The organism is Ruegeria sp. CH6, from assembly GCF_056537005.1.
Genome location: NZ_JBQFQS010000007.1, coordinates 1 through 22,185, shown reverse-complemented (window position 1 = coordinate 22,185; position 22,185 = coordinate 1). Strand labels below are relative to the sequence as shown.

The window sequence follows — 22,185 nt, the reverse complement described above, 5'->3', positions numbered from 1 at the left end:
TTAAATGCGCTGTTCATCATTGTTACTCGCTGCAGTCCTGGCATCGCAGGCCTCAGCAGATTGTGCATCAAATGCCGAGATCGCAGGCTTTGTGCAGGACTATCTCTCCAACACCGCAACTTCGGCGCTTGTTCCCGATGGAACCATGGACGACGCGCTTTGTACTCAGGCCAAACTGGTCACCGCGATGGAGCCGCATCTTGGCCCGGTCGTCGGGTACAAGGCCGGGCTGACGAGCAAACCTGCGCAAGAACGGTTTGGGGCGTCAGAGCCGGTACAGGGCGTTCTGTTTCGTGACATGATGTTGGAGGACGGCGCAACCGTCCCAATCCAATGGGGCGCGCGCGCCGTATTCGAAGCCGATCTGATCCTCGTCGTTGGTGATGCAGCCATCAATAAAGCAGACACACCCGAAGAGGTGATGGCCCATATTAGTTCGGTCCGCCCCTTCATCGAATTGCCCGATCTGACGTTGGCCGAGGGTGAACCGATCACGCCAGTCACGCTGACCGCGATCGGCGTAGCGCCAAAATTGGGCATATTAGGGTCTGATATTCCGGTTTCCGATCCGGCGGCGATGTCACAGGCACTTCAGAACATGACTGTGACACTCAGTGCGGCAGATGGTGAAGTTCTGGCGCAGGCCCCAGGCGCAGCGGTCATGGGCCATCCGGCGAACGCCGCCCTTTGGCTGATGTCAAAAGGTATCGAGTTCAAACCTGGTGACCTGATTTCGGTCGGATCATTCGGGCCATTGTTTCCGCCAGCCAAAGCCAATGGCGGCGCATCGGTGACCTATGACGGTCTGCCCGGCAACCCCACAGTAAGCGTGAGTTTCGAATAGCCTATCGGCGACCCTCGCGCAGCCAACCGGCCAGAAGGAAACCGCCAGCCAGCAACAGAACCAGCCATGGTGGCAGCAGACCGGCCTGCGTCACATCACGGGTTTCATATGCATTGCGTGGTGTCAGACCAATCCAGCCCCGACCTGCAGCAGGACGTCCGGCGCGTACATTGCGGATCGAGGGTAATCCTTCCTCAAGGCGGATAACGCCACCCCGCATCTGCGCTAAAGCAGGTTCCAGAATCTCTCCTGTCGCGATTGTACGCTCGAACTCTTTCGGAGCTGCGGGGCCGAGACCGATAACCGCGGAATGTTCCCCTTCCTGCAGGCGGTAGAGGCCGATTTCGGGGCCAAAGTACTGCGCCTCAAACCGTCCCGGGGATATCTCCTCAAGCGTGATCTCAAGCGTATCGCCAATTGGCCGGGTCACGGTAACCGGACCGACCTCAACATTCAGCGTCTGGCGGATGATGCGCATGGATTGGCCATTTGCCTCAGCCCACAGCGCCTCTTCTTCAAGCTCGGGCTCCTTCATCATCCAATGAGCCAGCCTGCGCAGCAATTCCAGCTGCGGCCCACCACCCTCGAAACCCCGGCTCCAGAGCCAGGCATGATCCGATGCAAGCATGGCCACACGCCCCTCGCCCACACGATCCAGCACAAGCAATGGGCGATCATCCAGTCCGGTCATCAGCAACTCGCCCGAACGGTGTTTCACATCGATCTGCCGCAACCATGCCCCCCATTCGTCAGGGTTGCCGAGGTTGGAGGTGACGGGATGACGTTCCCCCAGTTCAGTCACCATCGGGACATAACGCTCTTCAATCACCCGCGCCGTGGGCTGGGCGGGCAGGATAGGCGCCAGAGGAGATCGGAAGATACTGTCGGCGGTTGCGAAATCCGGCCCGGCGGCGATCAAAACCGCACCACCTTCGTTGATATAATTGGTGACATTATCCAGATAGATTGCCGGCAGGATGCCCCGCCGCTTGTAGCGATCAAAGATGATCAGGTCGAAATCGTTGATCTTTTCAAGAAACAGCTCACGCGTTGGGAAGGCGATCAGCGAAAGCTCATCGACCGGCACACCATCCTGCTTTTCCGGTGGCCGCAAAATGGTGAAATGTACAAGGTCGACCGAGCTGTCCGATTTCAGCAGGTTACGCCATGTGCGGCCACCCGGATGCGGCTCACCCGAGACCAGCAGAACGCGCAACCGATCACGCACGCCATTCATTTGAATCAGGGCGGTGTTGTTGCGCTCGGTCAGCTCACCTTCTGCCTCGGGAACCGTGAACTGAATGACATTGCGCCCTCCGTGGGGCAGTGTGATTGGCAATTCAACGTCGACGCCGATGGGAATATTGAATTGCTCGGGCGCGCCGCCATCCACCGAGATCTCAAGGGGGGCGGTCGTCGCACCAGCGGGTGATGCACCACTGTCTTCAACCCGAAGGGTCAGGGTGACAGGTTCGCCGATAATCGCGAAAGCAGGTGCATTGCGCACGATCAGGCGGCGATCCCAATCCGTATCACGACCTGTCTGCAAAAGATGCATCGGTGCGGGAAGATCAGGGGCCTGATCAGCGTCATGCACGATACCATCTGAAACCACCAGAACCCCTGCAACACGGGCACGTGGTTCTTCGGCCAGCGCTTCGTTCAGCGCCGCCATCACCTGCGTTCCTTCATCCCCATCGCTGTCGCCCACGCGGATGCGGCGCAGCTCCGTGTTTTCGCGAGATTCGATTTCGGCGGCCAGTTCCTCGGCAGCCTGTGCAGTCTGGTCTGCCCGATCCGAGAGGGTTTGGCTGGCGCTTTCATCCTCGATCATCAGAACGATATCGGTCAGCGGTGCGCGGTCTTCGATCTGATAGACCGGCCCGGATAGCGCCGCGATCACGACCAGAGTCGCTAGCCCGCGCAATGCCCAACCCGACAGACCACGCCATAGGGCTAGAATGACGCCGGAGACAGCAATCGCAGCGACGATGGCCAGAACCGGCCAGGGGATCAGCGGGTCGAATATAACTGTTCCGGTCATTGTCCCAACCTGTCCAGAAGGGCGGGCACGTGCACCTGATCGGATTTGTAGTTCCCGGTCAGCACATGCATCACCAGATTGACACCAAAGCGATTTGCAAGTTCTCGCTGTCTTTCACCCGCATACCCGCGACCCACCGGCAACAGGGACTGGCCATTACGATCCACAGCCCAAGCGCTGGCCCAGTCGTTGCCGCCAATAACGATCGGAGTGACATTGTCGTTGAGATTGCGGAAAGGCATCCCCTCGATCTGCTCAGCGTCCAGAGGAGCCGCCTCGACCCAGACCTCGGTGCCGGAATAACGCCCCGGAAAGTCCTGCAACAGGTAGAATGCACGGGTCAGCACGTGGTCACGCGGAACAGGCTCTAATGCTGGGATATTCAAGGGTGCAGCCAGCTGTTGCAGTTTACGACCGTTCGGGCTTGAGGCACCAAATCCGGCAATATCAGCATCACGCGTATCAAACAGGATCATCCCACCCGACCGCAGGTAATTGTTGAGCTTAGCATAAGCCTCGGCCGAAGGTTGCGGCTGGTCAGGCGTGATCGGCCAGTAGAGTAGCGGAAAGAAGGCAAGCTCATCCTGCTCAAGATCCACACCGATTGGTTGGGCAGGCTCGACAGATGTGCGGTAGTACAAAGTCTGCGCAAGCCCGCGCATTCCCGCTTGTGCAACATCATCCACTTGCGTGTTTCCGGTCAGAACATGCGCCAGCACCAATTCCTGTGTGGACTCAACTGCGAACGCGTTCTCCTGAGCTGTTTGTGCATATGCTTCGGGCACGAGGAAAAGTGCGCCCAGCGCAACAGCGGCGGCGCGTGCCAATCCCAAACGGCCCGACAGAGCAAGCGAGGCAATCACGTCTACTGTCAGTAATAGCAATGCGAGGCTCAGTAAGATGCCTCCGACCGGGGTTTCGGTACTGATTTCCTGTCCTTTGATCGGGACATCTGAGGGCCAGACAATCGGTTCCAGAACATCCTCTTCAGACAGAACATTCAGCGCGAGCTTCTGTTTACCGCTTTCATATAGCCCCGGGCGCAGATCAGGCCCAATTTTTCCGGACACCAGTTCAACCCCGTCGACGCCACTAAGGTTGCCTGCATCTGACAGGCTGCCGAACCCATCAAGGATTTGGATTGGCTCCCATGTCGTGCCCTGCAGCTGCGTCTCCTGCCGCGATTTGGCGGCTGAGGCGACGGCAAGACGGTCGAGCATTTCGACAAACAATCCCGACAGAGGCAAGCTTGACCATTCGGCGTCTGCTGTGACGTGGAACAGGACTACCTGACCCAATCCCAACGCTTTGCGTGTCACCAATGGCGTTCCGTCAGACAGCGAAGCGATGACGCGATCCGCCAGATTAGGGTCTGGTTGCGCCATAACCTGCGTCGTGACAGACACATCTTCCGGAATCTGCAAACCGTAGAACGGAGAGCCCTCGGTAAAGGGTGCCAGTCCCTTGGCTTCTCCCCAACTCATCGCGCCACCGACTGATCGGCCACCGCTGCGCAGGCGCACCGGCAACAGCGTATCCTCTTCGTCTCGGCCCAGATCGCTTGCGGCCATACGCGGCCCGGCGAAACGCAGAAGCAATCCGCCTTGCTCAACCCATTCAACCAATCCGCTCTCTTCGGCGTCGGACAGTTTGGCCACATCCGCCAGCACAATCACGTCCGGATTGGCAGGCAGAACCTCCAACAGCCCGCCCTCGACAAAATCAGCAGTCGGGATCAGGACCTGTGTCAGATAATGCAGCGGAGACAACAGCTCGAGCCCTTCGCGGTTCAAAGACCCTACAATCAGGGCTACCTCGCGCCGGCGCAGACTATCATCCGTCAGCGTGACGGTACCTGCAGACCTCTGTCCCTGAATCTCAAACCGGGTAATCCGAGCGCGCAGCTCCGATGGAAGGGCCAGATCGACCTGAGCCAGCGTTGCGCCGCTTTCAAACTCAACTTCGGTTGATTGAAGAACACGCATGGCACCTGCAGGGTCGCGCCCCTGGGCCAGCACAGTGACATTGCTTGCCGGACCAAGCTCTGACCGCTGCACAGTCAGCTGGATCACACCGTCCTGATAGGTTGCGGGTAAAACAGCCATAACTGGAGACTGGGACTGATATACCGTGACGTCTCCACGCGATTGCAGAGCTGCCAGAACCTGATCATGTGTTGTGTAGGACAGTCGATCACTGAACCAATGCGTATCAAATCCACCTTCGACCTGTTCAAGCATTTCAATGGCTTGGCCAAGTTGCTCTTCCGTGGGTTGCCACGGCATCGGGATCAGCCCCGGCAAACGTCCACGCCAGGACTCGGCGGCCTGAAACACGGGTGGCTCGGGTTCGGTCAGGCTTAGGATCGATACGGGCCGGCCCGCGCGACCAGCCTCGGTCAGTTGTGCGTCGATCTGATCGAGTGTTGCAGACCAGCGTGTGGCCCCGGCCCAGCTGGCATCCAGCACCAGCAGCAAAGGCCCAGATCCGGTTTCATCGCGCGATGGGTTCAGGACAGGCCCTGCCAAGCCGATGATGATTGCTGCAGCGGCCAGCATGCGCAGAAGCAACAGCCACCACGGGGTACGGTCGGAAACGCTTTCGTCGTCTTTCAGACCCAACAGAAGCGTAACCGCCGGGAACAGCCGACGGATTGGTGCAGGCGGGACTGCACGCAGGATGAGCCACAGGATAGGTAGGGTCAGAAGACCCAGCAAAATCCACGGCGCCGTAAAGCCGATCCCTGCAAGAACCGTCATCGCGCACCCCCGTCCAGGGCCCGATAGAGCCATAACAGAGCCGCTTGCGCACTATCTCCGGTATGATGCTGACCCAATTGCCAGCCTGTCGCCCGGCACAGTTTGGTCAGCGCGTCCTTTCGCTCGGCCAGACGGTCGAGATAACGTTCACGCAAATCACCTGCCTTCAGGGTTTCGTGTCTGACGGACCCCCCAACGCTTTCAAAAATCGTACGTCCAAGATAGGGAAAGGTCTCCTCTCCCGGATCAAGAACCTGAAGCAGAGCTCCACGCACGCCACGATCGGCAGATTTGGTCAGTGCAAGCTCAACTTCATCAAGCGGACCCAGAAAATCCGAGATGAATACCGCCCGCGCATGCGGGATCATCGCGCGGTGTTCCGGCGAGGAATAGTCGCTTTCGGCATCCTGCGACCAGGCCTGCGCCAACCGTATGATCTGCGCATTGCCGCGCCTGGGGGGAAGGGTGGTTCCGGTCAGGCCAACCCGCTCTCCACCGCGTACCAACAGGATCGCCGTCGCCAAACCCAACAGCCGCGCACGATCCGCCTTGGTCGGCAAGTTTTTATCCGAGGTGAAACGCATGGATGCGCCCTGATCGACCCACAGCATGATCGACTGGGCGATCTGCCACTCACGTTCGCGGACGAACTGCTGATCCCCCCGGGCCGATCTACGGTGGTCGATCATTCGGCGGCTATCCCCGATTTGTGCGGGGCGGTATTGCCAGAAATCATCGCCCAAACCAGCGCGCCGCCGACCGTGATCGCCCAGCAGAACGGTGCCAGCCAGATGTTCGGCCCGCGCCAAAAGCGGTGGCAGCCGGGACGCCTCGGCCTCAGATCTTTCGCGAAGGGTCAGCGCGGCATTCACGCCGCAGCCTCAGTCCGGATCAGTCCGGCTGCGGTGGTTGCGATCAGGTCAGCAAGGCTGTCGCCACGCGCACGCGCAGCAAAGTTCAGCGCCATCCGGTGACTGAGCACCGGACGCGCCATGTCCAGGACATCCTCGGTATTCGGAGCCAGACGCCCCTGCAGCATTGCACGTGCCCGTACCGTCATCATCAGCGCTTGCGCCGCACGCGGGCCGGGGCCCCAGGCGACGGTTTCGGCAACACGTTCGGAAACACCCGGCTCTTCGGGCCGGAAAGCCCGAACCAGATCGAGGATCAGCTCGACCACGGATTCCCCAACGGGCATTCGCCGCAACAGGACCTGAGCGGCCAGCAGCTCTTCTTTCGTGAAAATCTGGCTCGCCTCATCTTCCTCAACCCCCGTCGTGGCCAACAGAATGTCGCGTTCGGTCTGGCGATCCGGATATTCGACGTCGATCTGAACAAGGAACCGGTCCAGCTGCGCCTCGGGCAGCGGATAGGTACCCTCCTGTTCAATCGGGTTCTGCGTCGCCAGCACATGGAAGGGCACACCCAATGAGCGGTCTTCACCAGCCACGGTAACTGTGCGTTCCTGCATCGCCTGCAGCAGGGCCGACTGGGTCCGCGGGCTTGCACGGTTAATCTCATCCGCCATCAGCAATTCACAGAAAATCGGTCCCGGAATGAAACGAAAATGGCGGCTGCCATCCTCTGCGGTATCCAGAACTTCGGACCCAAGGATGTCTGCAGGCATCAAATCAGGCGTAAACTGGATGCGATTTCCGTGCAGGCCCATCACGGTCGACAGGGTCTCGACCAGTCGCGTCTTGCCAAGACCCGGCAGACCGATCAACAAAGCGTGACCTCCACACAAAAGAGAGGTCAGGGTCAGGTCAACAACCCTCTCCTGCCCGATGAAGCGTCGGGTAATCGAGGACTTTGCCTCCTGTAGCTTGTTTTCCAGCGCTTCGATCTCGACTACGAGGTCGGCAGGTTCGGTCATGACTTTCCCTTCCGTGGACTAATATGATTGAAGTGTATCGCGCTGAGAGGAAATGGCAAAAGCAATGAGCGGACAAAAACCTGTGACCCCTTCACCTGATGGTCTGGCAGCCTCAGTCAATGCGGCCAAAACCAAGGGTTTACCCCCTGTTCACCTGTGGAATCCTCCGTTTTGCGGCGATCTCGACATGCAGATTAAAAAAGATGGTACCTGGACTTACATGGGGTCACCGATCAATCGGTTCGAGTTGGTAAAGCTATTTTCTTCAATTCTTAAGAAAGAAGACGGCAAATACTATCTGGTTACCCCTGTCGAGAAGGTGGGAATCACCGTCGAGGATGCTCCTTTCGTCGCAGTAGACTTTGACCGTTCCGGCGACGGTGAAGCGCAGAACCTAAACTTTACGACCCATGTTGGCGACACCGCCATTGCTGGTGCAGAGCATCCTATTCGCATCGTCATCGATCCGGAAACAGATGAGCCTTCTCCATACATATTGGTTCGTTCAAACCTTGAGGCGCGGATTGATCGCAAGAGCTTTTATCGGCTTGTGGACATCGGGGCGCATCACGATGATTGGTTCGGCGTCTGGTCCGGGGGACAGTTCTTCCCGCTAATCCCATCGGCCGAGCTAGATTCCGTTTAGACCGTTTGCGTGGCCTTCCGATCCTGAGCCAGCACCACGGCCAGCGCAACAATTCCTGCCCCAAGCGCGCGTGTCCAGTTCCATTCTTCACCCAGCATCACCAGAATCACCATCACATAAAATGGGGCGATGTTGATGTGGAATGAACTCAGCGCCACGCCAAGCTTGCTGATGGACGAGACAAACAGAACCTGACTGAGACCAAGGGCAACAAGCGCATAGATCGCCAGCATGCCTGCTTGCTGCATATCAAACGGGGCAGATGGCACGATCTCGGTACCCATCTGCCCTGCCCCGATCAGTAGAACAGAGGTCACCAGAAGCCCTCCAACAAGGGTGATCGAACTGCGCCCGACCTGACTCAACTCGGGAAAGTCTCGCGCGGTTGCCATGCCGCCCCAGCAAAACAGAACAGTCGACAAGATCGCGCAGGCAGCACCCAGCCCCAATTGTTCGGGAACTGCAGCGCTGGTTGCTATCAATCCACCAATGATCGAAGCCACCAAACCAAAGGCAAAATTCCACCTCAGGCGACGCGCTCCGGTGCGTATTTCCAGCAAGGTCGCAATCAAAGGCGCGGAAGAGGCAATAATCGCCACCGTAACCGGGTCAGTCAGCTTCTGAGCAAGAAGCAAAAGAAACATGGCCAGGCCGAAACCCAAGCCACCAACCCACATCGCGCGCACCCAACGGGCACGCCGGACGCGGGATGGCCCGTCAACCAGCAGCCAGATCGGCACCATGACCGCCACGGCCAGCGCCAGACGGGCGACAATCAAAGCAATGGGCGGCCAGCTTTGCAACAATATCTCGGCCGCAGGAAAACCGGCAGCCCAAGTCAGCATTGACCCAACAGCCAATGAATTGCCCGACAGCGCTGTACGCCGATCGCCAGACGCAATCAGGGTGTTCCCGCGAACGGGTTCCGGGCTCATAGCCATTTATCCAGACCTTCCACTGACACGGCGCCGATAAAATGATTCGCCGCGATGGCCCGAATGTCCCTGATTTGAAATCGGTGATCTGGCTAATTTTCGACACTCTGTCGTTTTCAGGCTCTTTCCCGAAAAACACCTGGCCGCTAAGGTCCGCCCATCGATACCCGAGACGATACATGCCCAAATTTGCTGCCAATATCTCGTTGCTCTTCAAAGAGCTTCCTTACCTTGACCGGTTTCAGGCCGCCGCAAGTGCCGGGTTCAAGGCTGTTGAGATTCTGTTCCCGTACGATCTGGCAGCCAAGGAAACGCGCCGCGCTCTCCTGGCGAATGGATTGGAGTTGGTGCTGATCAATGCACCACCGCCGAACTACGCCGGAGGCGAACCCGGATATGCGGCTGTCCCCGGCGGAGAGGCCCGGTTTCAATCGGACATACGCCGCGTTCTGCGCTACGCCGATGTGCTACACCCGGGGTTGATCCACGTGATGTCAGGATACGCCGAGGGTTCTGAGGCATTTGATTGCTTTGTAAAAAACCTCCAATGGGCCGCAGATTTCGCACCGCATCAGCAATTCACCATCGAACCTCTTAATCGCATTTCGCAGCCGGACTACTTTCTGTGCGACTACGACCTGGCAGAACAGGTGTTGGATCAGGTCAATCGTCCCAATGTTGGCCTGCAATACGACAGTTTTCACGCGCATATGATCCACGGCAACGCTTTGTCGATCTGGGAGCGGTTTCAACATCGCATCGTTCACGCACAGATCGGCGCAGCCCCGAACCGGTCGGAACCGATACTGTACAGCCCGGGATTCCCGGCGCTGTTTGATGCAATGGACCAGAGCGGCTACGAGGGATGGGTCAGTGCAGAGTACATTCCTTCGGCCAAACGAACCGAAGACACTCTGCACTGGTTGCGCGGGTAATGTGCACAGACGCACTGGATTTCCGCCATCTGATCACTGCAAATAGGGCGTCGTCTGACCAAGGACCAATCAAATGATACCCGCCCGATTTGCCCACGCCGTATTTGGATTGATCATGTCCGGCCTGATGTCCTGTATCGTCACCGGCATTGCAACGCTGAAAGCGATCGGTTTCGGCCCCTCAACACTCGGCGATTGGATGGCATCCTGGGCATTTTGCTGGCCCATTGCGTTCACAGTCATCCTGTTGCTTGGCCCCACCGTAAAACGGCTTGTAGGGCGCATGGTCAGGCCTGAGGCCTGACCATGCGCAAAGAGAGCCCATCGGGCTTGATGAACGGCGCTGCCGAGGTATCAGTGCGCCTCGGCCCAGTTTGCGCCTTGTCCGGCGTCCACGCTTAGCTTCACATCCAGCTTCACTGCTGGGTCAGAGGCACCTTCCATCACATCGCGCGCAACGTCGATCACCTGAGCCACTGAATCCTCGGCAACTTCGAACAGCAATTCGTCGTGCACCTGTAACAGCATCTTTGCAGGCAACCCGTTGATGGCATCCGGCATCCGAACCATCGCGCGCCGGATCACGTCCGCCGCCGTGCCCTGTATCGGCGCGTTGATCGCAGCCCGGCGCGAGAACCCCGCATGCGGTCCCTTGGCGTTGATTTCAGGCGTATGGATTTTGCGACCGAACAGGGTCTGCACATAGCCATGCTCCTTGGCGAACGCGACCGTGTCGTCCATGTATTTCCGAATGCCCGGGAAGCGTTCGAAATAGCGATCAATGAACCCCTGCGCCTCGGCCCGCGGAATGCGCAGGTTACGCGCCAGACCAAAACCCGAAATGCCATAGATCACACCAAAGTTGATCGCTTTGGCCTGACGACGAATATCCGGTGTCATCTCATCCAGTGGCACATCGAACATCTCGGACGCCGTCATCGCATGAATGTCCAACCCATCGGCAAACGCCTGTTTCAAGGCCGGAATATCCGCAATATGGGCCAGAATACGAAGTTCGATCTGGCTGTAGTCAAGGCTGACCAGCACATTCCCCGGCTCGGCAATAAACGCCTCACGAATGCGCCGCCCTTCTTCGGTGCGAACAGGAATGTTCTGCAGGTTGGGGTCGGTCGAGGCAAGACGCCCCGTGTTGGCCCCGGTAATCGAATAAGACGTATGCACCCGCCCCGTATCCGGGTTGATATGGGTTTGCAGCGCGTCCGTGTAGGTCGATTTCAGCTTGGACAGCTGACGCCAATCCAGCACCCGACGCGGCAATTCATGTTCGGTCGCCAGATCCTCGAGAACGTCCGCGCCGGTTGAATACTTCCCAGTCTTGCCCTTTTTGCCGCCTTCCAGCCCCATCTTGTCGAACAGGATTTCACCCAACTGCGCGGGCGAGCCGACGTTGAAGTTCTCACCTGCCAATTCGTGGATTTCAGCCTCTAACCCGGCCATTTTCTGCGCAAAGGCATTCGACATACGGCTCAGGACATCGCGGTCAACCTTGATGCCATACATTTCCATCTGGGCCAGAACCGGCACCAGTGGGCGTTCGAGCGTCTCGTAAACCGTTGTCACCTGTACTTGATGCAATTGAGGTTTGAACAGCTTCCACAGGCGCAGGGTGATGTCGGCATCTTCGGCCGCATAGGCAGTCGCCTCGTCAATCGGCACCTTGTCAAAGGTGATCGCGGATTTGCCTGTTCCCAGCAGCGGTTTGATCGGGATCGGCGTATGGCTCAGATGCCGCTCGGACAGCGTGTCCATACCGTGGCCATGCTCACCACCATGCATCGCGTAAGACATCAGCATCGTGTCGTCGATCGGCGCGACGGATACCCCATAACGCTTAAAGATCTTGGCGTCATACTTCATGTTCTGCCCGATCTTCAGGATCGATGGATCCTCGAACATCGGTTTCAGCAGCGTTAGCGCCTCATCCAACGGCATCTGCCCTTCGGCCAGTGCATCCGATCCGAACAGGTCGTCGCTTGCGCCGTCGCGATGGGTCAGAGGGATATAGCAGGCTTCACCCGGCTCAACGGACAGCGAAATGCCCACCAGATCGGCAATCATTTCGTTCAATCCGGTGGTTTCTGTATCAACCGCCACCCAGCCGCGCTCATAGGCCTGATCGATCCACTTCTGCAGCGCAGCCGCATCCCGCACGCATTCATATTTGGATGCGTCGAAGGGGATGGCTTCGGCCTCGACCACTTCGGCGACAGGCGCAGGTGCATCAGCAATCACCGGCGCCTCGGCCCCCAGCTTGTCGGCGATGCGCTTGGTCAGCGTGCGGAATTCCATTTCCGCCAGAAAACCCAGCAGCGTATCCGGCTCGGGGTCTTTCACCTCAAGATCGTCCAGCGTGAAATCCAGCGGCGTGTTCTCGTCCAGCTGCACTAGTTTCTTGGACAGCTCGATCTGATCGCGCTTTTCAATCAGAGTCTGACGACGCTTGGGTTGTTTGATCTTTTCAGCATTGTCCAACAGCGTTTCCAGATCACCATATTCGTTGATCAACAAGGCCGCGGTCTTGACCCCGATCCCCGGCGCACCGGGCACGTTATCCACGCTGTCCCCGGCCAGCGCCTGAACGTCCACAACCCGTTCCGGCCCGACACCAAACTTCTCGAACACCCCATCCCGGTCGATGCGCTTGTTCTTCATCGCGTCCAGCATCTCGACCCCGTCACCGACGAGCTGCATCAGGTCCTTGTCCGAACTGACGATGGTGACACGCCCACCCGCCTCACGCGCCTGAACGGCGAGGGTCGCGATGATGTCGTCCGCCTCATATCCCTCCAGTTCTTTGCAGGCGATATTGAACGCTTTGGTCGCCTCGCGGGTCAGCGGCATCTGCGGGCGCAGATCCTCGGGCATCGCCTCGCGATTGGCTTTGTAGAGGTCGTAAAGGTCGTTGCGGAAGGTATGCGAACCCTTGTCAAAGATCACCGCCACATGGGTCGGTGCATCCGGGCCGGCGTTCCCTTCGACATATTTCTGCAGCATATTGCAGAAGCCCGAAACAGCACCGATCGGCAGCCCGTCCGACTTCCGCGTCAGCGGTGGCAGAGCGTGATAAGCCCGAAAGATAAAGGCCGATCCGTCGATCAAATGCAGGTGACAGCCTTTTCCGAATTCGCTCTTGCTCATGCTGGTGCGCCTCATAAGATCATGGTCATGTACAGTCTGCACGTTTTATCGGCCATCGCGTCCTCAACCGCAATCACTCTCGTGGCCACATCGGTATTGGCAGGCCCGAAACTGCCTTCCGACTGCGTTGCCACAGTTAACAGCACCTCCAACTGCGCGCCAATTCTGGCATGTCTGGGGGATAGCGGTATCTACTTCACAGGTCGCGCCATTGGCTGGGGAAGCGGCACCCACGCCGGGCGCACCAGTGCTGATTTCGGGTGCCATGGCGAGTGGACGGCAAACGGAAGTTTCGGTTTTGGAGAAGCCACGCTTGAATGCGACAATGGGCTGACCGGGCGCGCCTTTTTCACCTACCAGCATCCGGAAACCGGTACCGCCAGCGGTCTGGGCATGCTTAGCAATGGTGAATCATTTCACGTTTGGTCCGGCACCAATGTTGATCAGTTTCTGGTCAACAAATATGGCGATATAGACACTGACGCGCTGTGTCAGAGTTTTGCCAAACCTGGGGTCTGACAAGCAATCAAGCCTGTTCCCTGCCCTTCAGCACATATTTGCAGTCGCAATAGGGACATTCGACCCAGCCTGTGTCTTCGGGAATTTGCAACCAGATGCGCGGATGGCCCAAAGCCCCTTCGCCACCGTCACAGGCGATCCGGCTTTTATCGACGATCTTGGTTTCCGGCGCTTCGATAGTCATCGCTGGCGATCCTTCACTGGTTGTCGGCCTCGCGGGCATGCATTAGGTGCGTTTATGAGCGATGAGCAAACCGGGGGCAAGGGCCACAGATGACCGACGCGGCGATCAGTATCAAAGGGTTGCGCAAAACCTATCGCGGCGGCAAAGGCCAGCCGGAAAAACACGCGCTCAAAGGCATCGACCTGACCGTTCCCCGAGGGTCTGTCTTTGGTTTGCTGGGACCAAACGGCGCCGGGAAATCCACACTCATCAACATTTTGGCCGGGCTGGTTGTTAAGACGTCGGGTCAGGTCTCGATCTGGGGTCTTGATCAGGATCAGAACCCCCGCCAATCACGGGCTGCCATTGGTGTGATGCCACAGGAACTGAATCTTGATCCGTTCTTTACGCCGCGTGGAGCATTGGAAGTTCAGGCCGGCCTATACGGGGTGCCCAAGTCTGAGCGGCGCAGCGACGAGATCCTCGAGCTGGTGGGATTGAGCGACAAGGCCGAGGCCTATGCCCGAACCCTTTCGGGTGGGATGCGCCGGCGGTTGCTGCTGGCAAAGGCACTGGTTCATCACCCCAAAGTGCTGGTTCTGGATGAACCAACTGCTGGTGTGGATATCGAGCTGCGTCAAATGCTTTGGACCAATGTGCGTAAGCTGAACGAACAAGGCATGACGATCATTCTCACCACTCACTACCTGGAAGAAGCACAGGAAATGTGTGACGAGATCGCCATCATCAATCACGGTGAAAAAGTCGCGCAGGACAGTACCGCAAATCTGCTGGGACAGATGGACCGCCGGACTATCGTGATCGTCCCCGACGCCCCAATTGCTGAACTCCCAGATTCTGAAGGCGTAAAGGCCACTCTGCGCGAAGATGGCAGTCTTGCGTTGCATTACCAAAGTAACGCGACAAGCGCCGAGCAAGTGTTGGAGTCCGTACGGCAGGCTGACATCCGCATTCGGGACGTGCGAACCGAAGAAGCTGATCTCGAGGATGTGTTTCTCGCACTCACATCCAACCGATCGGATGATCCCCCGGCCGACGATCAATCGAAGCCACGCCGGGGAATGCACCGCGTCAAACTGTGATCGTCACGCCCGGTCGATCCGCGCCTGATAACAATTGTTCCGCGCCGAACGCACATGGATGTAGGCCACATCCGAACGGGTGAATATCTCGGAGATAGCTGATCCCATCTGGTTTGTCGGTGCAATGACCCCGGTCCCATAGACGATCCGGTCATCATGCCCGTACCCCTTGATCAGATAGTCGGGGGAGGAGGTCAGCACTTCAGGCATGCCTTCGCTTTCTGAATGCCGCTGACATGGTTGGGCGCAAAGAAAGATCGGACCGGTTTCCGCATAAGGATGTGTCTCTGAAAAAGGCCGATGTGCCAGAATCAACATCTCTTCACCCTCAGGAATATGCTGGAGGCAATGGCGACAAGGGTTGCCATTTCCATTCGATATCGCCCGCTCTGGGGCAGTTCCATATGCATCAGGTGCACCTTTCTGATAGGCGCGGACATCATCGGTCGGCAGGGCAGTTATCTTGTACATCACAGATCTCCTTCGTTACTGCGAAGGTGCCTATGAAGCGGGTTCCAAGCGACCCGTTTCCTGCGCATAGAGGGAAGACCCGCGACAATGCTGCCTCTGTGAGATCGTGCCCGGAATAGCTATCGAAGCGTTATATCCACATCTCAGGGCAAAACCTCGAAAATGACCAATCCTGTCAGACCTCCCCGCTTTCCAGCGACACCTGAGCAAATCGCGTCTCAGGTAGAGGCGTTTTATACACGTGTCCGGCAAGACGAGTCACTTGGGCCCGTTTTTGGCAATCATGTCCGGAACTGGCCAGAACACGAAGAAAAGATCGCCGCGTTTTGGCGCAATGCGATCCTGTTCGAACGTTGTTACGACGGAAACCCCCAGCGCGTTCATATCGAACGTTCCGACGTCTCTCCTGAACTCTTTGAACGCTGGCTTGATCTGTTTGAAACTGTGGCCACACAAACGCTGCCACCTGAAACCGCGATTCCGTGGATCGCTCTTGCCCGCCGCATTGGTGTCGGCATGAAAGCCGGTGTCACTGCCGCGCGGCAACCTGCCGGAGCTCCTCCAATTCTGCGCTGAACGGGGCTAAGTTATCATAGATTGCGCATGTTAGCGATAAAGTTTGGGCTGTCAGACTCTGTTGATAGGGTTTAAGCAGCATATGGCGACATTGGTTCCCGCCGTGTCTGCCACCTAGCACGCCGCCACAGATTGCCCGAGGCCGATCAGATGAACAGTCCAAATGCCACCCTTCAGGGCCTTGGTTATGCCTTTCTGGGATTTGCGGTTTTCGCGACACACGACGCGCTGATCAAGTATCTTGGAGCAACCTATTCGGTGTTGCAGATCATTTTCTTCGCAACACTGTTTTCATTTGTTCCAATGGCCGTGACCATACTGGCAGACCGAACAAGTGATAACTTCAGGCCGCGTCACCCCTGGCTGGTCCTTCTGAGGTCGGCCTTAATGGTCGCCTCCATGTCCTGCGCATTCTATTCGTTCTCAGTCCTGCCTCTGGCCGAGGTCTATTCACTCTTGTTTTCGTTCCCACTCATCGTGACGGTATTATCCATTCCAATCCTTGGGGAAGTTGTCCGTACGCAGCGCTGGGCTGCGGTAGGTGTCGGATTGATCGGTGTTTTAATTGTCCTTCGCCCGGGGGCTACCGAAATCACTCTGGGGCATGTCGCAGCACTGACAGCCGCGTTCTGCAGCGCTTTTGCATCGGTTCTGGTAAGAAAGATCGGAAACGAAGAGCGCTCAGCCGTTCTGATCCTGTATCCTCTGCTCCTGGCCATCATCATCATGAGCCTGGCCCAGCCTGCCGTTTATCAACCTCCCTCTCTGACACATCTGGGCATGATGGCGTTGGTCGGAGTTTTCTCGGTGATCGCGCAACACCTGATCATTCTGGCGTATAGGGCCGCCCCTGCCGGTGCTGTGGCGCCGAGTCAGTATACTCAGATAATCTGGGCAACGATCTTTGGAGCGGTCTTCTTTGGTGAACGGCCAGATGCCTGGGTTGCCGTCGGGGCGAGTATCATCATTGCCTCGGGTGTATTTGTTGTGTGGCGGGAAAGCCGTACAAACGTGTCACCCAATAAACCAGTGCTGCGCATTCGGTCACCGCGGGCCGATACAGGCGCGTCTCGGCCGGGTAAATAATACCGTTGCTACCGGGAAGTTTTGCCAAATGCCCCGTCGCATTTGGCAAATGGCCATATGTCTCGTTTCATCTTGTTGTTCGGGGTTAAGTCTTCAATCGCCCCCCGCGAAAATCATCGTCTTGAATTCGGCCAAAGTATGTCGATCTCCAATCGCGTGGTGTGGGTTTATTTGGCGCACGCGATACCAATAAAGATTCTTGCAACCTAAAGGGTCGGCGCAGGCAGATATCTCTGTCTGCGCCATTTTCACTCTGGTGTGCTGATCGGCTGCCATTGCATACCGAAGAGCGGCCGGATTGCCTCAACTTTGTTCTCCGAGCCTGCGGCCCGTTCCAGAATGTCCAGCAGGCTCTTACTCGGCGGCGTACCGTCCAACGCCCGGAAGGCGACAGATTGCAACCGCGGGTCAAGCTTTGCCTTAGCCTTCAGAGCGAACTCTTTCCGAGCCAATTCCCGGTGCTCACACACGAAAGCGTCAATCTCGCCAGCCTGCACATCGACCGCCCTCATGACATCGTCATGGTAGGATTGGACTTGTGCAGCAGCCTCGGGTGCCAGCAACGGCAAGACATCGTCTAACGCGCCTTTAGCAACCCAGGCCAGCAGGTTCTTTTCGTGTGCCAGTCCAGCCAGCGCCTTGTGCCGCAGGACATATGCATCTGCTTTGATCTTCAGCCTGTGGCCGTCCTCAAACGCGACAACGTAGCCTTCGACACCCTCCAATGCCCGAGCATCCGACCAGAACCGATGAACGTCCTCGACGTTGTCGAACTGTGCGACGATCGGAATATCGTGCCGGGAGGCGACAGACTCCAGCTCCGCATGAGGCATGTAGGTCCCGGTCCGCATATGCCGGATTGCCAGCAGGGTCAGCTGCGGAACGTCATAGGCCAGAACAACCCGGTTTTCGGGCGAGGTGAACTCGAAGACCGGCGTGAACCCTGCCGCGATCAAGTCGGTGCAAAGTGCTTTGACCTCAGGTCCCGCTACAGCCCAAGCTGCCCGGGACTGGGCAGAAATGCCCATCCGGGTCATAAACACCATCTCACCCCCGACAATCGCCGGGTGGATCATTGAGCCGTCCAGCTTATCTAGCACAGCATGGGCCGTATCCCACGGCTCCTCCTGAACAGGGCGCTTTTCGCCCATGTTGAAGAACTTGTGGAACGGTCGTGCGATCAGCTTGCCGTTGGGGTCAAATTTCAACCCCCGGCATTCCCGTGCCAGCGCGCAGTCGAATGTGTTGTCCAGCGTGTAGAGGTAGTTGATCACCGAGTATCCATCATGGTCGAAATGAAAGATCCCGGTGTCGGGGGCAATGTGCGGGAGGACGTCCTCCAGCGTTTCGATGATATGATCCATGTCTATGCTCCAGAAAAAGAAAAAGCCGCCTCGGGAAGAGACGGCTTGGTTCGAACAATATGGGTAGAGTTAGATCACTCGGGTCTTAGTCCACCTGTCGAAGAGAAGCCGCCACAAAGCACTGCGTCGCGATTATCCGCGCACAGTTCTTGTGGTATGTATGAGCTTACAAAGGTCATCTCAACTTCTCCTGCCCGATCTCTATCGGCTAGGTGTTGATCTGGTCAAGAAATTTTGTAGATCTTCGGCGGTTGCCGAAACTGCGGTGAGCTTTTGGACCTGCCACGAACTGTCGTCAGCGCTCCTCAGTCGCTTAGATTTAGCCCATTTTAATTTCCGCAAACCGAGCGCTCTCCAAAAGCCCCCTGGCTGGAAGGGCCACTGAGCCGCCGTTCGCTGGCTTCGCAGCATCGAGCAACACGGATGGCAGCAATTCACAGATAGCGGAACTTGCAATTAACTTAGGCTTGGAATCGACCTCAATTCGGTTACATCAACGTTCGCTTTCAGTCCGCAAACAATCGCTTAATACCGGAGCGGTCTGGGCCGACACAAAACCGGCTTTGTGCGACAGACAGTCTATTGATCTCGTCGACAAGCTCACCAGAGATGTTAACCAGGCTGTCTTTTTCCTCGAAGGCGATTTCAAGACACAACTTCCGCGTGATCGGAAACAAGGTCCCGAGTTCAAAATAGGTGGTCATGTCGTTAGGTTTCCAAACAACTGGCCTACTTCCGATCACAAACTGGTTTTCTGAATTATTCGGTACCAGCCAAGAGAAAGAGCATCCGCTTAGGGCCTCGAAGATGTTAGGATTTTGTTGTGTTAAGGCGAGCGTGGTAGCATTCTTTATCATTTTTTTACGAAACGCTAGATCATCGAATTTTTCTTTGATTTCATCGTATCTTGTAGACTTAGCTACTTCACTATTCAGTATATCATTCAGAACTAATTCTGGGTTTTGGTGCAACGAAGAATTACGATGAACTTCCGGCACACGAATGTGGGAATTGTAAACAAATTGGGAAAATGCGTTGCGTGTGCTCTCATCCATCTCTGGCAGTTGTACATTGTCGATAATCTCGATGATTTCGTCACAAATTGACTTCCATTGCCCATCCAGTTTTGCAAAAAACCGGATGCTAAGCGACTGTCATAAACATTACTCTACCCCTCACGTGGGTCTTGAAGCAGGCTAGAGTACAGTTCAGATTCTTGCATCGTACTGTAGGGGGTTGTGGGGATGATTTTCCCGCTCTCCTTGATTCCGAGAAAAAGCTGTCCGCCATCGCTCTTGAAGCGCTCTAGTTGGTTCTGCGGAATGTAGTGATGGGACTTTGATCGGTTCATGCGCAGCTCTCAAAAGTCTTCTTTTGGACTAGACTGGCAGAGTAGACGAACGATTGGTAGGGCTCTTCCTGTTCCCACGCCGCGCGATCCTAATAGAAAGATATAAAGGTAACTGCTGCAAGTCGGCTTGGGATCCTAAGTGACGCTTCAACATTGAACTAGCTGACCCTTTTTTCATGATTTCACAAAGTCGGCTTTCCGCGCGTCGCTGTCGCTGCTCCAGAACAAAATCGGCGGCAGTGCCTCCAAAATATTGAATGCTGCGCTCAACGTAGACTGCGGATATACGTAGATAAGGGGCGTTGCATAGCGGAGCCCAAAAACCGCGGATACAATGCTAAAGCAAACAAGATGTTGGAGCCGCTGGTGCACCAAGAACGGATTTTTTCAGCACAAGTTCCGAACTATTTTGTTCACGGCGATGTAAGAACCGACTATCCCGACGAAAGTTGGTCGTTGAATGTGCTTGAATTGAAGCTTGGGCGCTACAAGGTGCGTTTAACACAAGGTCGAGAAGTAGTTGCGAACAAGGTCAAACCACAGGGGCTGATTTACACGACTGATCTGGAGATTTTGGGAACAAAGAAATACACTGAGGGCGAAACTGCTACAAACGACATATGCAGGTTGCTGTCACTCGCGTCGTTTTCCCAAGTTACCCCATTGGAATATAACTTCGACGGTTACGGTCGCCGTCTGCTGCATCTTACCGATCAGGCAATGTACTTTCGACCACTAATAAACATAAAGTGCGGAGACGAAGCGCGAGCATTTCTTGAGAAAACCTGGCCCTCTTTCCGAAAGTACAAAAGGAGCCGGAAACTCAGTGAAGTAATTGAGATGTTAATAATTGCGGAGCTGCCAGTTCAGCCGCTGGAAGTAAAGCTGGCGCAGATATTTATCGTGATGGAGAACCTAAAAGGGACTTATGCGAAGGCGAGCGGAATCCCGTTTTCTAAGGGGGCGTTCAGAAATGTTAACGATCCAACAAAGCCGCTCCATAAGCAACGGCCCCTAGGCTTCGAGGCATTGCTGAAGTCCATGTTTGGGGAAGTTGGCATGCGCCCAAGTCTGAAAAGGGTTACCCGACTTAGGAATGAAATCATACATTTTGGCCTGTCACGCAAACCATACACGTCCCTACGAAAAGACTACGACTTTTGCCATGACATTGTCAGAGAGTACCTGTTGCGCCTTCTAAATTATGACGGGAAGTATCGGCTATATAGCCATGCCTCAAGAACCGTGAAAAAGTTAAACTAGGTGCCTATGGGATCGTAGGGGAAATTGCAGAGGTCGTGGACAGCGGTAGTTGGACCATTGCCAGCAATAAAAGAATATCATGCGGCCACGGGGCGTTGGCTGTATCGCGGTGTAACGCGTTTCCGATCAAGCCCTTCAAATAGAGCTTCAAACTGCGATTTGTTGATGCTGATAACGCCATCCCGCATTTGCGGCCATTCAAATCCCCTGCCTTCTATTCGCTTGTAGGTCATCACAAGACCAGTTCCATCCCAGACAATGAGTTTGGGTCGATCCGACCGCTTGGAACGAAAAATGAAGATAGCGCCACTGAATGGGTCGAGGTCAAATTCGTTCATAACAATGGATGCCAAACCGTCCATACCCTTCCTGAAGTCGACCGGCCTAGTTGCAACGTAGAATTTGAAGTTCCCTGCTGGCGCGATCATGTGTTGCCCTCAAACGACTTGATCAATGCAGCGAGCTGATTGAGTGGGTAATTTGAAGGAAGCAGGACCTCACAGGTGCCGCGCTTGAAGATGATGTGCCCTTGTGCCTCTGGCACCGGCTCTTCGACCGCATCGACCTTAATCTCTGCAAAGACAGGTTGCGATTTTACCTTCAGAGTAGAATGCGGTCCTGACGCTTTCCGCTCGGCGTCTTTTTTCCATTCGGAGGCGGTACCACTTGAGATGCCGCATGTCTTTGCGACATCGCGTGTTGATAGACGTCCGGTTCTCATGCGTTGACCCACTTCATTTTTGAATTTTCTGGGCCGCAGTCGACGGCCGTCCTTCCCGACTGGAATTGAGTAGCCATAGGCATGGAAGACTTTTTCGATTTTCTGGTCACTTGCGAGTTGACCCAAAGCTTGAGAATTCATGATGCCTGTATCCTTTTGGAGGCATCATAGACTTCTAGGTCCTAGTTGATCAGGTGCTATCTAGGGGGTCGGATGCAACACTTACGTTTTTTTGAGGTTATTCGACCTGGTTTCGGGAGTAGGGTTTGAAGCTACGACCTTCAGGTTATGAGCCTGACGATGTGAAGCCGTCAAGCAATTGATCCAGTGGATCAATTGTAGTCTGAACGGGCTGTACGGAGATTTTCTG

Annotated in this window: 21 protein-coding genes; 9 read left to right on the top strand and 12 right to left on the bottom strand. The window is 56.1% G+C overall.

What is annotated here, in order from left to right; all coding sequences use genetic code 11:
* Nucleotides 1–4 precede the first annotated feature (4 nt).
* Nucleotides 5–844: a 2-keto-4-pentenoate hydratase gene (locus tag ACR0CW_RS14865; RefSeq protein WP_480788396.1), complete on the top strand. Its 840-nt coding sequence runs from the start codon at nt 5–7 to the stop codon at nt 842–844.
* Nucleotide 845: 1 nt separating this feature from the next.
* Here ACR0CW_RS14865 and ACR0CW_RS14860 read toward each other — a convergent pair whose 3' ends face one another.
* The 4 genes from ACR0CW_RS14860 to ACR0CW_RS14845 are packed head-to-tail and all read right to left on the bottom strand — an operon-like array spanning nt 846 to nt 7,523.
* A complete protein-coding gene (locus ACR0CW_RS14860) occupies nt 846–2,888 on the bottom strand; it encodes a hypothetical protein (protein WP_480788395.1) in 2,043 nt (680 codons plus the stop codon).
* Nucleotides 2,885–5,647 (bottom strand): DUF4159 domain-containing protein, encoded by a 2,763-nt coding sequence (locus tag ACR0CW_RS14855; RefSeq protein WP_480788394.1) that lies wholly within the window; start codon nt 5,645–5,647, stop codon nt 2,885–2,887. Before ACR0CW_RS14855 ends, ACR0CW_RS14860 begins: the two co-directional genes overlap by 4 nt.
* The gene (locus ACR0CW_RS14850; protein ID WP_480788393.1) at nt 5,644–6,519 is read right to left on the bottom strand and encodes a DUF58 domain-containing protein; all 876 of its coding nucleotides are present in this window, start codon (nt 6,517–6,519) and stop codon (nt 5,644–5,646) included. Before ACR0CW_RS14850 ends, ACR0CW_RS14855 begins: the two co-directional genes overlap by 4 nt.
* Nucleotides 6,516–7,523 carry an AAA family ATPase gene (locus ACR0CW_RS14845; protein WP_480788392.1) on the bottom strand — a complete coding sequence of 336 codons (1,008 nt, stop codon included), beginning with the start codon at nt 7,521–7,523 and terminating at the stop codon, nt 6,516–6,518. The genes ACR0CW_RS14850 and ACR0CW_RS14845 overlap by 4 nt, the downstream gene beginning before the upstream one ends.
* Before the next feature lie 64 nt (nt 7,524–7,587).
* Here ACR0CW_RS14845 and ACR0CW_RS14840 point away from each other — a divergent pair, with 64 nt between their 5' ends.
* Nucleotides 7,588–8,169, top strand: coding sequence for a DUF1285 domain-containing protein (locus ACR0CW_RS14840; RefSeq protein WP_480788509.1), 582 nt, complete (start codon nt 7,588–7,590; stop codon nt 8,167–8,169).
* On the opposite strand, the gene ACR0CW_RS14835 is transcribed toward ACR0CW_RS14840, so the two are convergent.
* Nucleotides 8,166–9,104 carry a DMT family transporter gene (locus ACR0CW_RS14835; RefSeq protein WP_480788391.1) on the bottom strand — a complete coding sequence of 313 codons (939 nt, stop codon included), beginning with the start codon at nt 9,102–9,104 and terminating at the stop codon, nt 8,166–8,168. The genes ACR0CW_RS14840 and ACR0CW_RS14835 overlap by 4 nt on opposite strands.
* Nucleotides 9,105–9,283: 179 nt before the next feature.
* On the opposite strand from ACR0CW_RS14835, the gene ACR0CW_RS14830 reads away from it, so the two are divergent.
* Nucleotides 9,284–10,039 carry a hydroxypyruvate isomerase family protein gene (locus ACR0CW_RS14830; RefSeq protein ID WP_480788390.1) on the top strand — a complete coding sequence of 252 codons (756 nt, stop codon included), beginning with the start codon at nt 9,284–9,286 and terminating at the stop codon, nt 10,037–10,039.
* A gap of 73 nt (nt 10,040–10,112) precedes the next feature.
* A complete protein-coding gene (locus ACR0CW_RS14825) occupies nt 10,113–10,343 on the top strand; it encodes a DUF2798 domain-containing protein (RefSeq protein ID WP_480788389.1) in 231 nt (76 codons plus the stop codon).
* Nucleotides 10,344–10,393: 50 nt separating this feature from the next.
* Here the strand turns inward: ACR0CW_RS14825 and polA are convergent, their stop codons facing one another.
* Complete coding sequence (gene polA, locus ACR0CW_RS14820) at nt 10,394–13,198, bottom strand: DNA polymerase I (protein WP_480788388.1); 2,805 nt, start codon at nt 13,196–13,198, stop codon at nt 10,394–10,396.
* 27 nt (nt 13,199–13,225) lie between these two features.
* Here polA and ACR0CW_RS14815 point away from each other — a divergent pair, with 27 nt between their 5' ends.
* Complete coding sequence (locus ACR0CW_RS14815; RefSeq protein ID WP_480788387.1) at nt 13,226–13,717, top strand: hypothetical protein; 492 nt, start codon at nt 13,226–13,228, stop codon at nt 13,715–13,717.
* Between the two features lie 7 nt (nt 13,718–13,724).
* On the opposite strand, the gene ACR0CW_RS14810 is transcribed toward ACR0CW_RS14815, so the two are convergent.
* Entirely contained in the window at nt 13,725–13,901 is a 177-nt protein-coding gene (locus ACR0CW_RS14810) for a zinc-finger domain-containing protein (protein WP_480788386.1), read from the bottom strand.
* An 89-nt stretch (nt 13,902–13,990) separates the two neighbouring features.
* On the opposite strand from ACR0CW_RS14810, the gene ACR0CW_RS14805 reads away from it, so the two are divergent.
* Nucleotides 13,991–14,983 carry an ABC transporter ATP-binding protein gene (locus ACR0CW_RS14805; protein WP_480788385.1) on the top strand — a complete coding sequence of 331 codons (993 nt, stop codon included), beginning with the start codon at nt 13,991–13,993 and terminating at the stop codon, nt 14,981–14,983.
* A gap of 3 nt (nt 14,984–14,986) precedes the next feature.
* Here the strand turns inward: ACR0CW_RS14805 and ACR0CW_RS14800 are convergent, their stop codons facing one another.
* Nucleotides 14,987–15,454, bottom strand: a complete 468-nt coding sequence (locus ACR0CW_RS14800) for a DUF1203 domain-containing protein (protein ID WP_480788384.1) — start codon at nt 15,452–15,454, stop codon at nt 14,987–14,989.
* 162 nt (nt 15,455–15,616) lie between these two features.
* Between ACR0CW_RS14800 and ACR0CW_RS14795 the strand changes: the two genes are divergently transcribed.
* Nucleotides 15,617–16,030 (top strand): group III truncated hemoglobin, encoded by a 414-nt coding sequence (locus ACR0CW_RS14795; RefSeq protein WP_480788383.1) that lies wholly within the window; start codon nt 15,617–15,619, stop codon nt 16,028–16,030.
* 150 nt (nt 16,031–16,180) lie between these two features.
* The gene (locus tag ACR0CW_RS14790; RefSeq protein ID WP_480788382.1) at nt 16,181–17,116 is read left to right on the top strand and encodes a DMT family transporter; all 936 of its coding nucleotides are present in this window, start codon (nt 16,181–16,183) and stop codon (nt 17,114–17,116) included.
* A gap of 248 nt (nt 17,117–17,364) precedes the next feature.
* Here the strand turns inward: ACR0CW_RS14790 and ACR0CW_RS14785 are convergent, their stop codons facing one another.
* Both ACR0CW_RS14785 and ACR0CW_RS14780 read right to left on the bottom strand, forming a co-directional pair.
* Nucleotides 17,365–18,480, bottom strand: a complete 1,116-nt coding sequence (locus ACR0CW_RS14785) for an RNA ligase (protein ID WP_480788381.1) — start codon at nt 18,478–18,480, stop codon at nt 17,365–17,367.
* A 506-nt stretch (nt 18,481–18,986) separates the two neighbouring features.
* Nucleotides 18,987–19,604: a DUF4238 domain-containing protein gene (locus tag ACR0CW_RS14780; RefSeq protein WP_480788508.1), complete on the bottom strand. Its 618-nt coding sequence runs from the start codon at nt 19,602–19,604 to the stop codon at nt 18,987–18,989.
* Nucleotides 19,605–20,182: 578 nt separating this feature from the next.
* Here ACR0CW_RS14780 and ACR0CW_RS14775 point away from each other — a divergent pair.
* A complete protein-coding gene (locus ACR0CW_RS14775) occupies nt 20,183–21,094 on the top strand; it encodes a hypothetical protein (RefSeq protein WP_480788380.1) in 912 nt (303 codons plus the stop codon).
* A gap of 77 nt (nt 21,095–21,171) precedes the next feature.
* Here the strand turns inward: ACR0CW_RS14775 and tnpB are convergent, their stop codons facing one another.
* Entirely contained in the window at nt 21,172–21,522 is a 351-nt protein-coding gene (gene tnpB / locus ACR0CW_RS14770) for an IS66 family insertion sequence element accessory protein TnpB (protein WP_480788379.1), read from the bottom strand.
* Nucleotides 21,519–21,956, bottom strand: a complete 438-nt coding sequence (locus ACR0CW_RS14765) for a hypothetical protein (protein ID WP_480788378.1) — start codon at nt 21,954–21,956, stop codon at nt 21,519–21,521. Before ACR0CW_RS14765 ends, tnpB begins: the two co-directional genes overlap by 4 nt.
* Between the last annotated feature and the right edge of the window lie 229 nt (nt 21,957–22,185).